This is a genomic window from Kutzneria viridogrisea DSM 43870, assembly GCF_000525635.1.
GTDB classification, from domain to species: domain Bacteria; phylum Actinomycetota; class Actinomycetes; order Mycobacteriales; family Pseudonocardiaceae; genus Kutzneria; species Kutzneria viridogrisea.
The window spans coordinates 9,475,028-9,487,970 of record NZ_CP007155.1; the positions used below are offsets into that span (position 1 = coordinate 9,475,028).

9 protein-coding genes are annotated in these 12,943 nt (G+C 70.1%); 3 read left to right on the top strand and 6 right to left on the bottom strand.

All coding sequences use genetic code 11. The features are described 5' to 3' along the window. Nucleotides 1-7 precede the first annotated feature (7 nt). A complete protein-coding gene (locus tag KALB_RS41630) occupies nt 8-451 on the top strand; it encodes an SRPBCC family protein (protein WP_025361610.1) in 444 nt (147 codons plus the stop codon). Between the two features lie 271 nt (nt 452-722). Further along, nucleotides 723-2,849: a putative bifunctional diguanylate cyclase/phosphodiesterase gene (locus KALB_RS41635; protein ID WP_025361611.1), complete on the top strand. Its 2,127-nt coding sequence runs from the start codon at nt 723-725 to the stop codon at nt 2,847-2,849. A 178-nt stretch (nt 2,850-3,027) separates the two neighbouring features. Here the strand turns inward: KALB_RS41635 and KALB_RS41640 are convergent, their stop codons facing one another. Beyond that, entirely contained in the window at nt 3,028-4,236 is a 1,209-nt protein-coding gene (locus tag KALB_RS41640) for an alpha/beta hydrolase family protein (protein ID WP_025361612.1), read from the bottom strand. A 159-nt stretch (nt 4,237-4,395) separates the two neighbouring features. Between KALB_RS41640 and KALB_RS41645 the strand changes: the two genes are divergently transcribed. Further along, nucleotides 4,396-4,953 carry a DinB family protein gene (locus tag KALB_RS41645; RefSeq protein ID WP_025361613.1) on the top strand — a complete coding sequence of 186 codons (558 nt, stop codon included), beginning with the start codon at nt 4,396-4,398 and terminating at the stop codon, nt 4,951-4,953. A 19-nt stretch (nt 4,954-4,972) separates the two neighbouring features. Here the strand turns inward: KALB_RS41645 and KALB_RS41650 are convergent, their stop codons facing one another. From KALB_RS41650 to KALB_RS41670, 5 genes are all read right to left on the bottom strand, one after another. Next, the gene (locus KALB_RS41650; protein WP_201771872.1) at nt 4,973-8,215 is read right to left on the bottom strand and encodes a S8 family serine peptidase; all 3,243 of its coding nucleotides are present in this window, start codon (nt 8,213-8,215) and stop codon (nt 4,973-4,975) included. 73 nt (nt 8,216-8,288) lie between these two features. Beyond that, complete coding sequence (locus KALB_RS41655; RefSeq protein WP_025361615.1) at nt 8,289-9,596, bottom strand: MFS transporter; 1,308 nt, start codon at nt 9,594-9,596, stop codon at nt 8,289-8,291. Nucleotides 9,597-9,645: 49 nt separating this feature from the next. Then, entirely contained in the window at nt 9,646-11,166 is a 1,521-nt protein-coding gene (locus KALB_RS41660; RefSeq protein ID WP_025361616.1) for an LCP family protein, read from the bottom strand. A 150-nt stretch (nt 11,167-11,316) separates the two neighbouring features. Beyond that, entirely contained in the window at nt 11,317-12,216 is a 900-nt protein-coding gene (locus KALB_RS41665) for a hypothetical protein (RefSeq protein ID WP_025361617.1), read from the bottom strand. Between the two features lie 135 nt (nt 12,217-12,351). Further along, complete coding sequence (locus tag KALB_RS41670) at nt 12,352-12,942, bottom strand: class F sortase (protein WP_025361618.1); 591 nt, start codon at nt 12,940-12,942, stop codon at nt 12,352-12,354. Between the last annotated feature and the right edge of the window lies 1 nt (nt 12,943).

Consider the following 12,943-nt stretch of genomic DNA (forward strand, 5'->3'; position numbering starts at 1 on the left):
TCGGGGCATGGCTGAGGTGAAGGCGACCGCCGAGCGTGTCATCGACAAGCCCTCGGAGCGGGTGTACGCGGCGCTGGCCGACTACACCGGTACCCGGGGCAGGATCCTGCCCGAGAACTACAGCGAGTACGAGGTGCGCGAGGGCGGCACCGGTGCGGGCACGAAGGTGCACTGGAAGTTGCAGGCCACCAAGAAGCGGGTGCGCGACTGCCTGCTGGAGGTCAGCGAGCCCGCGCCGGGCACCCTGGTGGAATCCGACGCCAACTCGACCCTGGTCACCAAGTGGACGGTGCACCCGCAGGGCGAGGGCGCGAGCCGGGTCGTGGTGGAGACGACCTGGCAGGGAGCCAGCGGCATCGGCGGGTTCTTCGAGGGCACCTTCGCACCGCTGGGCCTGCGCCGCATCCACTCCGCCACCCTGGACAGGCTGGCCGCGGAAATCGACGGCTGACCCATCCGCGTTACTGGGAAACCCTTGCATCAAAAGGGTGAACTCAGCGCCGGAAGGATGATCACAGTGGGCGGAGCGTCGCCCCCGTTCGCTCTATCGAGTGAACGGGGGCGAGGAGTGGTGGCCTGGCCACAACAGCCGGTACGCTTCCGCCACCGCGTGAACAGCAACGGCGAGGTGAACCCGTGGAACCGCGTTCCCGACTGCTGTCAGCTGAGACATGGACAGCGCGAGCACACGCCGGGCGAGCCAGAGCTCAGGACCGGCAGGCATGAGCTCGCCACTCCCACATGATCCGCTGTCGGCGCACGCACCGAGTGGTGCGGCGGAGCCCTCGCGCGAGCACGTCAAGCTGGTCCGCAAGTGGTCCTACCTGATCGGGACGACCACGTTCATCCCGTTGTCGCACAACGAGATCGAGCAGCAACTGCTGAGCATGCTCGGCCGGGTCGTCGACGCCGTGCGCGCCGAGGAGCCGGAGGAGCTGGCGCTGGCCGTCGGCGCCGAGCTGGTGGACATGAACTGCGTCGGCGAGACGAGCCTGCGGCGCACGCTGGAGGTGCTGACCAAGGGCCTGCCCACGCTGACCGAGCTGCGCACCGTGGAGCGGCTCGCCGAGCGCGTGGTGATCACGCTGGGTGCGCTGTCCTCCGGCTACGTCGAGGCACTGCGCCAGTCGATCTTCCAGCAGCAGGAGAACCTGAACCGCGCCCTGTTCAAGGCGGCACGGGACACCCAGAGCAGCCTCGTGGCCAGTGAGGCGCGGTTCAACGAGATCGTCTCCTGCACCACCAGCGGTGTCGCGATCATGGACCTGGACGGCCGGTTCACGCGCACCAACCGGGCGCTGCGCGAGATCCTGGACCGCTCGCAGAACCAGCTCGCCGAGCTGAGCGTGTTCGACCTCGCCGAGGATCCGGAGCGGCTGAGGCGGGTCATGGACGACCTGCTCGCCGGTGAGATCGAGCGCTCCCGGCAGCGCCGGTCGCTGCTGCTCGGCGAGGACGACCACGTGCAGCCGATGACCACGCTGTCCCTGCTGCGCGGCGGCGACGGCAAGCCCGCGCACTACGCGCTCATCGTGGAGGACGACTCCGAGCTGAAGCTGCTGCAGAGCCAGCTCAAGCACCAGTCGCTGCACGACGTGCTGACGGGACTGCCGAACCGCCAGTTCTTCACGACTCGGCTGGAGTCGGTGCTGCACAAGGTCGACCCGGCCACCGGGGCCACCCTGTACCAGCTGGACCTCGACGCGTTCTCGGTGATCACCGACGGCCTGGGCAGGCACGTCGGCGACCAGCTGCTGTGCGCCGTCGCCGAGCGGCTCAAGCGGGTCTTCGCCGGGGAGAACGCGATGATCGCCCGCTTCGACGGGGACGAGTTCGCCGTGCTGGTGCAGAACTCGCCCAGCACGCCGGACGTGGTGTCCACCGTGAAGGCGATCAACGAGGAGCTGGCCGAGCCGCTGTACGTGGACAACCGCGGCGTCGCGGCCTCCGCGTGCATCGGTGTGGTGCGCATGCCGACGCCGGGCGTGGACCTCGCCGAGGTGCTGCGCACCGCGAACCTGACGCTGCACCGCGCCAAGCGCAACGGCCGCCGTCAGTGGGAGCTGTTCGACCTGGACCGCGACGCCAACGACCGCGAGTCGTTCAGCCTGGCCGCGGCGATGCCCGGTGCCTGGGAGTCCGGTGAGGTCGAGGTCGTCTACCGGCCGCAGGTCGAGTTGGGCGAGGGCAGCCCGCACGGGGTCGAGGCCGTGCTGCGCTGGGACCACCCCGAGCTGGGCCTCATCGGGCACCGCCGCTGTGTGGAGCTGGCCGAGACCACCGGCCTGATCCTGCCGCTGGGCAACTGGCTGCTGCGCACCGCGTGCGAGCGGACCGACCAGTTCGACGACCAGCTGCAGGTGACCGTGTCGCTGACCCCGAGCCAGGCCGGTGATCCGGACCTGATCAGCGAGGTGCTCGGCGTGCTGGACGAGACCGGCATCCGGCCCTCGCGGCTGCGGCTGGGCATCCCGGTCGGGGTGCTGACCGTCGAGGGCTGCGAGGCGGTGGAGAACCTCACCACGCTGGTGGACACCGGCATCGAGGTGATGGTCGAGGACTTCGGCACCGGCATCCGCGACCTGGCCTGCCTGGAGGACGTCCGGGTCGGCGCGGTGCGGATCTCGCCGTGGCTGGTGCAGCGGCAGGCCAGCCGGTCGATCACCGACTCGCTGGTGGACCGCTCGCTGCGCGACCTGGTGTCCACCGTGCACATGGCCGGTTCGCGGGTGGTCGTCGGCGAGATCGAGACCGCCGAGCAGGCCGACTGGTGGCGTGCCGCCGGCTGCGACTTCGCCTCCGGTGGGTACTTCGGCCCGGATCGCGAACTGGACGAACTCGCCGACTGAGGCCCATCCCCCGAAGGTGTCATTGCACCTGGTCAACGACTCCTTCGGGGCCGCCTTGTCCACAGCGGGCGAGTTGTCCACATGTGGATCTCCAGCAAGATCAACGGGGCGGGGCGGGCGGTAGGCTGGGATCGGGGTCGCCCCCCAGGGAGTGGCGGGGGACGTTCATTGGTGGGGGCTATAGCACCTCGTCCAGCCAGTCGTAGATGCGCTGTCCGGCGAGTGCGGCGGCCCCGGACTGGCAGTGCTCGTCGGCGCCCTCCTCCACGGTGAACTCCACCAACCGCTTCTCGCAGGTCAGGTGCTGGTAGAGCTGCTCGGGCTGGCCGCTGAAGAAGCCGTCGCTCGCGGCGGAGCACACCAGGGTCGGGCAGCTGACGAGTTCGGCGACCCCGTCGGCGAGGGTGTACTCGCAGAAGGCGGCGAGGAACTGGCGTGGTGAGGCGGTGCCGGTGACCCACTGGCCGTGGCTGATGGCCCAGCGCATGGTGGAACTGTTCTTGATCAGCTCCTCCAGGGCGGTGTCGACTTCCGGCGCGGACTCGGCGCGCAGCATGGCGAGAACCTGTTCGCGGTCCATGCCGATCCGCGCGGTGAACATCTCGGCCATGTCGTAGACCCCGTCGAAGGCGATCACGGCCTTGATCCGCGGCTCGTACGCGGCGGCCCTCGGCGCGAGCAGCCCGCTCATGCTGATGCCGTACAGCGCGATCCGCTCACCGTCCACCTCGGACAGCGACTGCGCGAAGTCGATCACCGGGCCGAGCACGGACTCCCAGTTGGTGCGGAAGTGCAGGCCCTGCTTGTGGATCGCCTCGCCCTGACCGGGGCCGTCGAAGGTCAGCACGTTGTAGCCGCGCTCCAGGGCCGCGCCCGCGCCGAGGAAGTACGTCTCCTCGGCGGTGCCGTCGAAGCCGTTGTTCACGATCACGGTCGGCCGGGGCAGTCCGCTGTCGTCGACCAGGTACAGGTAGCCGGACAGGGTGGTGCCCTCGAACGGGATGCGCACCGGGCGGGCGGGGGTGTCGAACAGCTCCAGCGCGGCACGCCAGCACTGCACGGACCGGTCGTAGGCGGCCTCGATGCGCGGGTCCTCCGGGGTGCCGTGCAGGAAGAACTCGGCGGAGCGGTAGTAGTTGGCGGCCCGCATGAAGCCGCGCCGGGCGCTGACGCGGTGCCCGCCCGCCAGACTCGCGGCGGCCTCCCCGGCGACCTTGTCCGCGGTGGCCAGCCACTCGCGGTGCCAGCTGTCGTAGTCCCCGGCCACGATCCGGTCGGCGGTCACCACGACCTCGCCGAAGTCGGCCCCGCCGTAGGTGATGTGCCCGATCGACCGCAGGGTCTCGTACCAGAACGTCTCGTCCTGCTCGAAGAACAGCTTGCGCACAACTCCTCCTAATGCGGCAGATGTTGCTTTAACGTCACCGTAGCGCGCGGCGGGACACAAAAGCAACATGTGTCGCAACAACCACCTTCGGGTGATCATGGTTCGGTACCGGCCCGGTGGCGCCGTAGGCTCGCCCTACAAGGCGGAGGAGGCACGTCCATGCAGGTGAACTGGCATGCCGAGGTCTCGGCACAGCTCACCTGGTACTGGGATCACGTGTTCCGGCCGAGCCTGGAGGGGCTCACCGACGAGGAGTACCTCTGGGAGCCGGTCGGCAACTGCTGGACGGTGCGACCGGCGGGCAACGGTGCGTTCCGCTGCGACTGGAGCTGGCCGACGCCCACCCCACCGCCGTTCACCACGATCGCGTGGCGGCTGTGCCACCTGGGCGCCAACGTGATGGGCATCCGCGCCAACCAGCACTTCGGCGACGGGGCGCTGACCATCGAGGGCATCCGCTGGCCTGGCAGGGCGAAGGACGCGGTCGACTTCGTGGAGCAGGCGTACCGGGACTGGACCTCGGGGGTCGCCGCGCTGGACGAGGCAGGGCTGGCGCGGCGGTCGGGCTACTACGAGGGGCCGTTCAGCGACCAACCGCTGGCCACACTCGTGCTGCACGTCAATCGCGAGGTGGTGCACCACGCGGCGGGCATCGCCCAGTTGCGTGAGCTCTACCGCGACCGCAGGACGATCATCCCGCCGCCCCGCCCGCACTGAGCGGGACGGCGGGACCAGATCAGCTGACGGTGTAGCTGTACGGCAGCCCGATCAGCTCGGAACCACCGCCCGCCAACGGGTTCACCGAATCCACGTACACGGTTCCGTGCACGACCGTGCCCACCGGGGCGTTCGGCGTGATCGACACCTTGATCGTGCTGGTGACCCCGGGCACCACGTAGACCGGCTTGGCGTTGCCCTGCCAGTAGTCACCGGTCGCGGAGGTCAGCCACGGGTCGAACTGCTGCGTGGTGGCCGCCAGCGACACCGTGGCCGTACCCGCGGCGGAACCGTTCGGGAACGGGCCGGGCTGCTGCACGTCCACGGTCCACGAACCGGGCGCCAGCTGCTGCCTGGACGAGCCGGTCACGTGTGCGGAGTTGTTGCGCGACTTGGCGAAGAACTCCGGGTTTCCCTTGTCGTACAACAGATCGATGTCCACCGGCAGCGAGGCGCTGGTGTTCGCGTCCAGCCGCGTGGTGTGTGGGGGCACGAGGTAGCTGGGCACCGTGGTCCCGCTGGTGTGCACCGGCAGGGTCAGCTTCTCCTGCCCGTTGTACGGCTTGAGGGTCACCTGCTGCTGGCCGCCGAGCCTGGGGTCGAGGAAGAAGTACTGCCCGGCCGCACCGGTGTTGGTCACCTCGACCGAGGCGGTGACCGTGCTGCCCGCCTTGATCTTCGCGCCGTTGGGCAGGTTGTTGGCACGGGCCGTGGTGCGGTCGAAGCGCACCTTGCCGCTGACCCGCTCGCTGAACTCCTTGCCGCTGACGGGATTGGTCAGCACCGCCATGAGCTGCCAGCGGCCCGCGGCTGGCTGGTTCACGGTGAGGCTGGCCGAGGTGGCGCCCACCCGGGACTTGTTGTCGTTCCAGGTGTTCTCGCTGGCGTTGACGTCCGAGGACAGGATCTGCTTGTCCGGGCTCACCAGGTAGAACTCCAGCGGGGTCGCCGGGTCCGGGGTGCTCAGGTCCACCGTCATGCTGCGGCGGCCCGGCGGCACGTCCAGGTAGTAGCCCTTCTCCTGACCGAGACCGCGACCGACACCACCGGTGATCGTGATGCCGAAGTCGTTGTCCTGCTTGGCTTCGGTGGGGATCAGCGCCCTGCGCTCCACCGGCACGGACAGGTGCGTCCCGCTGTCGGAGTCGAACTGGACCGAGGCGGGCACGTCACCGGCGGAGGCGGGCAGCGGCACGGACAGGTCGAAGCTGGCCGAGCCGCCCGCCGGGATGGTGCGCCGTGCGGTGCCGGTGATCCCGGCGGAGGCGTAGTCGTGCCCGGTGAAGCGGACCAGTGCGTTGCCGCGGAAGGAACCCGGCGGGATCGGCTTCTCGGTGAGGTGGCCGCGGCCGTTGCTCCAGAGGATCTTCGCGGTCCACTTGCCCGGAACCGGGTCGTGCACGGAGATGTACTGGTAGTTGGCGAAGCCGTAGTCGTAGGACTGCTGCACCAGGCGGCCCCGCGGGTCCAGCAGCACCACGGAGAGCTGGCCCGAGGTCTTGGTACCGGGCCAGGTCATCGTGGCGTCCAGCAGCGGGGTACCCGCGGGCACCTCGAAGCTGATCGGTGCGGCTGCGGCACCGCCCTCGGCAGGCAGGTTGCCCGGGTCGGCGGGCGCCGTGATCGCGGCGGTCCGGTCGACCGCGAAGGTCTGCGCGCCAAGGGTTCGCGAGCTCTGGCTGACCGTCTGCGGCTTGCTGCCCGTGTTGGTCAGCGTGATCGAGGCGTGCTGGCTGCTGCCCGCCTTGCCGATCAGGTCGAGCTGGCCCAGCGAAGGCACCAGCCCGGAGCCCTGCCGGTCACCGGTGTCGATCGACAGCGCGGCGCGCACCGCGGCCTCGCTGTCCACCAGGCCGGCGCCCTGCTGGTCGGCCGGGGTGTTCAGGTCCTGCGCGGTGCCGGTGAGCAGCCGCTTGACCAGGTCGGGCGAGGGTCGCGCGCCGTGGTGGGTGCGCTCGTAGGCCTGCATCACCAGCGCGGCCGAGCCAGCCACGAACGGCGCCGACTGACTGGTGCCGCCGAAGGGCTCGGTGATGCTGGTGCAGCCGTCCCAGCGCGGGTCCACGGTGCAGTCGGCCATGCCGCCGAAGCCCGGGGCGACCAGGTCGACGAGCTTGCCGTTCAGGGTGGGGCCGCCCGAGGACAGGCCCGTGATGTTGTTGCTGGTCCAGTCCCGGTAACCGAAGGCCTGTGCCTGCACGCGGTTCGCGGTGGTGCCGCCGACCGCGATCACCCTCGGGTCGCTGGCCGGGGAGCCGATCGTGCCGGACACCCCGGAGTCCCCGCTGGAGGCCACGACCGTGACGCCCGCGTCGATCGCGGCGCGGTCGGCCAGGGTCACCGGGTCGGTGTCCGGGTCCGGGTACGGGTTGCCGCCGAAGGACTCGCTGAGGATGTCCACCTTGTCGTGGTTGACGGCGTAGTCGATGCCGCGCACGAAGGCGGAGGTGGAGGTGCCGTTCTGGCCGAACACCTTGATGCCGACCAGTTCCGCGTCCGGGGCGAAGCCCCTGATGCGCATGGTGCAGCCGCGCGGCAGCCCGGAGTAGGGCAGCTCGGTGGCCAGGTCGTAGACGCGGTTCCCTTGCGCGGCAATGGAACTGGCGTCACCGAACGCCTCGTCCCCGCCGCTGGAGTCATGCACGCCGTCACCGGAGAAGTCCTGGTAGTCGGTGATCACGTGGCTGCCGTCGGGGCGGATGAAATCCGGGTTGTTCACGTCGATGCCGTCGGCGATGAAGGCGACCTTGACGCCCTTGCCGGTGGCCAGGGACTGCGCCTGGGTGGTCCTGGTGAGGTCGAGGGCTTCCGGCTCCAGCAGGGGCTTGGCCGGATCGGCCGGGCAGATCGACCGGTCCAGCTTGGCCTTGGACCCGCCCTGCGCCGGGCGGCGGTTGGCGTAAATCGTCAGGTCCGGCACGACCGCGGCCACCTTCGGATCGGCCTTGAGCCGGTCCACCTCGGCGGGCTTTACCTTGGCCGCCACCGCACTGACCGTGTTGAGCTGCACCAGGTCCGTGGCCCCGTGGTCGGTCAGGTCCCGCACGACCGAGGACTGGTCACCGGCCACGGTGGCGGCACGCTGCTCGGCCTGCGCCTTCGGCTTGAGGTCGGGGTGCTGGTCTCGCATCAGCACGATCACGCTCTGCGGGCTGGCCTCGTCCGAGGCGGCCACCGCCACCTGCGCCGGGGCGATCATCGCGACGAGCACCGCTGACGCGGTCGCGGCGACCAACCCCATACTGGTAGTACTGGGTCTCACGCATTCCTCCCCAACCCAAGAACAACTGCCGTGAATCGACCGGCCGATCCTCACGGCAGGGTGTCGCGGGCGTCTAGCTCCGATCGGCGGCGCCGAGTTCGTCGAGTACCGGCTCGCCGCTTTGGTCCGGATAATCCCTACCAACAGCGGGGTTCCCGCGCCGTGAGTCGTACCGGACGAAGGCGGGCAGCGCGGCGCAGAGCAGCCCGACCGCGCCGACGCAGGCCAGTCCACCGGACCAGATCGAGGGGCGCACGCCGATCAGGGTGGCCATGCCACCGGCGCGCACCTGGCCCAGCTGCGGCCCCACCGAGTAGCTGAGCAGTTCGATGCCCGCCATGCGGCCGCGCAACCGGTCGGGAATGGTCTGGTTCCACATGGTGGCGCGGAACAGGCCGCTCACGCAGTCGGCGCCACCCGCGACGGCCAGCGCGACCAGTACCAGCCACACGTTCCCGGTCACACCAGCCGCGGCCATCGCCAGTCCCCAGACGCCAGCGGACAGGGCCACCATCAGCCCGTGCCGGTGCACCTGCGCGGTCCACCCACTGGTCAACGTCACCGCGAGGGCACCGACCGAGCTCACCGCGTACATCAGCCCCAGTGCCCACGGCGCGCCGAGTTCGTCGGCCAGGAAAGGGAAAACGGCGTTGGGCATGGCGAAGAACATCGCCGCCATGTCCACCAGGTACGTACCGAGCAGATCGGGTCGGCTGCCCGCGTACCGCACGCCCTCGACGATGCCGCGCAGCGAGGGTTTGTCCGCATTGGACGGTGGTGGAACGGCCTTGAGCTTGTACAGCAAGAAGATCGCCGCGAGGAAGGTGAGCACGTCGATCGCGTACGACACACGCACGCCGACCGTGGCGGCGATCAGCCCACCCAGCGCGGGTCCCGCGATGGCACCGAAGTTGTAGCGCAGCGAGCCGAGGGAGATGGCCGCGGTGAGCTGATCGCGCGGCACGGTCCTGGGCAGCAGGGCGTCCAGTGAGGGGCGTTGCAGGCCGTCCACGGCCGCGGTCAGGCCGACGATCACGTAGAGCGGCCACAGCTGCGGGGCGGGCAGCAAGGAGTTGAGCAGCAACAGCAGGGACAGCACGCCGAGCGCGATCTCCGCGCCCAGCACCATCTTGCGGCGGTCCACCGCGTCGGCGAGCGCCCCGCCGTACAGCCCGCAGACGACCAGTGGCACCAGTTCGACCGCACCGAGCGCGCCGACCGCCAGGTAGGAGCCGCTGATCTCCTTGACCTGTAGCGGAACCGCCACGTAGGTCAGGAAGGTGCCGAACATCGAGATCGCGCCGGAGGACCACAGCAGCCGGAAGTCGCGGGAGGTCCGCAGCGGGGTGAGGTCGACCCGGAAGCGGCGCAGCAGGTGCATGGGGTCCCATGATGGAACCGGTCACCCGTGCGGCCAAGCGAATTCCGCCTCAGGCGATGCAGGGCACCCCGCTGGCGTCGATCTCGGGGCGGTCCGGGGTGACCGTGGTGGTCGGGGTCGTCGCGGTCGGGGCGAGCCGCACCGCGCCGCCGCCGGTCACGGTCTGACCGGCGGAACCGGGACCGTGGTACGCCTTGCCCAGGTCCACCTCGACCCGGCCGGAGCGCAGCGTGGGGCTGGCGGCCAGCGGCAGGTCACCGAGCAGCGCGGCCACCTGCTGGGCCACGTCCTTGCTGTCGGCCGCGTACTGCACCAGCGAGGTGGACCGGACGGTACCCGTGCTGGGCGCACCCTTGGTGAAACCCTTGCCGCCGACGAACTCCAGCACGCGGGCGGCCAGCCCGGACACGCCGCTGCCGTTGGCCACGTCCACCAGCACGCCGGGACGGCCCGCCGGGGGGCTGGTCGTGGTCGTGCTGGGCTCGGACGAGGGGCTGGCGCCCTTGCTGGCCTGGTCGGTGCCCGCGAACAGGGCCTTGGCCCAGGCCTGCACGTCGGCCGGGTTGACCAGCACCACGTCCGCCCCGCCGACCTTCCCGTCCACGTTGGTCACCGGCATGATGTTGAACTTGATGCTGCCGCCGGTCAGGCCCTGCATCTGGGTGGCGAACTCCAGCAGGTTCCAGTTCGTGTCCAGCACCACGGCGTCCTGCACGGCACTGATCACGCTGGTCAGCCTGCCGGGGTTGGTCAGCAGCCCGGTGGACAGCATCTGGTGCGCCAGCGAGGCGAGGAAGGCCTGCTGGCGGCGTTCGCGGTCCAACTCGTTGATCAGGCCGGGGCCGTGCCGCTGGCGCACGAACTCCAGCGCGCTGACGCCCTGCACGGTCTGCGGGCCCTTCTTGAAGTTGGCCCCGGACAGCTCGTCGGAGGTGTCCTGCAGCAGGCAGACCGGTACGCCGCCGACCGCGTCGCTGATCTTGGCGAAGCCGAACAGGTTGACCTCGGCGTAGTGGTCGATCGAGACCCCGGTGAGGTTCTCCACGGTCTGCACCAGGTTCTTGCGGCCGGCGACCATGCCCTCGCGCTGCAACTGGGCCTGGTCGGTGATCCCCCGCGCGCGCAGCTTGTCCGTCTCCGCGTTCATGCCGTACTGGAAAGCCGAGTTGATCTTGTCCTTGCCCTGGGCCCCCGCGATCGTCACGAAGGAGTCGCGCGGGATGGAGAAGGCGGAGGCGGCCGTGCCGTTGCCGGGCACGTGCACCACGATCATCGTGTCCGTGTTGATCTCGCCCTCGTCCGCGCCCGCGTGCAGCGGGGCGAGCTGGGCGTCATCGAGCTTGTTGCCGTGCGCGTCGGTGCGGCTGTCCATGCCGACCAGCAGCACGTTCATGTCCTGCCCGGGCCCCTTGGGCCCGGCGGGCTTGTCGATCACGTCGACCTTGGCCACCCCGGCCTCGGCCATGTTCAGCGTGGACCAGCCGTACCCGGTGGCGGCCAGCACCAGCACCGAGACGAGCGCCACCATGCCCTTGCCGCCGACCAGCGCGGCACCGCGCGCACCCGCCATGACTGTCCCCACCTCCCACGGCAGTCCCAGGGCCGGGAGAGAACCGGCCTCGATAGCTGTAGACGCCGTCCGGACCAGCCAGGTTGCCGCGTCGAAGGGTACATCGCCGCAGGAAACGCATCTGAGCACAACAAGTTCGTGTGAGCTCGCTCACCCGGCGGCGGCCACGTCGTGCGCGAGTGCCGCCGCGGCCAGGTCGGCGATGGCCGTACCGGCGGACTTGAACAGGGTCAGCTCGCCCTCGGCGCGGCGGCCCCGCGCGAGGCCCGAGCACAGGTCGAACAGGCTGCCCCTGAGCTGGTCGGCACGCAGCCGGGTCAGCTCACCGGACTCGGCCAGCGCCGTCGGGCTGTCCACGTACACAGCCGAACGCCCGACCACCTCCGCGTCAGCCTCCCTCGTGCGCTGCCCCGGAACACCGGCGAGGTGCACGTGCGTACCCGAGCGCAGCCAGGCACCGCGCAGCGACTCGGCCGCGTCCACCGTCACGCACACCACCACGTCGGACTCCCGCACCGCCTCCCGCAGATCGGCGCAGCGCTCCGCCACGATCCCGTCGGGGTGCCCGCACACGCGTCCACCGGCCCCGCCGTGCACCAGCACCCGCTCGATGCCCAGCACGGTCCGGTACGCCTTGGTGGCCGCACACGCCACCTCGTCGGGGCCGATCACCAGCAGGGTGCGCGAGTCGGGGCGGGCCAGGTAGGACGCCGCCAGCGCACCGACGGCGAAGTCCGCCCGCCTGCTCAGTGCCGCCCCGTCGAACACCGCCAGCGGTCTGCCGGTTCGCCCGCAGGACAGCAGGTAGGTCGCCGACAGCGGCCCGGTGAGGTTGCGCGGGAACACCGTGACCACCTTGACGCCCAGGTAGTTCCGGGTCCACGCGGTGCCCAGCAGCAGCGAGGCGTCCAGCTCGTGGTCGATGCGGTGCCGGTGTCGCTGCGGGGTGACCGCGGCCCGCTCCCCGTGCGCGAAGGCCACGCGCAGGGCAGGGACCAGTACCTCGAACGACAGCAACTCGGCGATCCGCCTAGCGTTGACGGTGAGCACCTTCGAATCCCTTCCTGGTTCGCACCGCCATGGGATCGGACTTCGCGGTACTCATTCAAGGCGATTCACCGGAATGCGAATGAGGAGGGTGGCCAGCCGGAGCCCGGCTGGCCACCCTCCTCATCTCCAATGTCGCTACGCGGCCAACTTCGCGAACACCACGATGTTGTCCTTGTAGTTGTGCTCCGCGTGGTCGAACGCGCCACCACAGGTGATCAGCCGCAGTTCCGGCTTCTCGGTGTTGGAGTACACCCTGTCCTGCGGGAACTGGTCCTTCGGCACCTGTTCGACGTGGTCGACCAGGAACTTGACCTCTTTGGCGTCGGCCCGCCTGACGAATACCTCGTCGCCCGCCTTCAACTCGCGCAGCTTGAAGAAGACGCCAGGCTCCTTGTTGCCGTCCACGTGGCCGAGGATCACCGCGGGCCCCGTGTCGCCCGGGGTCGGGCTGAGCCGGAACCAGGACGCCTGCATCGGCTTGTCCACCGGGGGCACCTCCAGGGTGCCGTCGGTGTTCAGGCCGGTGGTGATCAGCGAGGACTGCGCGCCGATCTTCGGCACCCGCACCTCGGTGGGCCGCACCTTCGGTGCGGGCGCCGCCTGCGCGGTGGTCGTGGTGGCCCCGCCGGTGGCCGGGGGTTCCTGCGGCGAACCGCAGGCGGCCAGCCCGGCCGCGGCGCCGAGCACCACGGCCGCCGCGAGCAGCCGATGAGCCGTTCGCCGCACG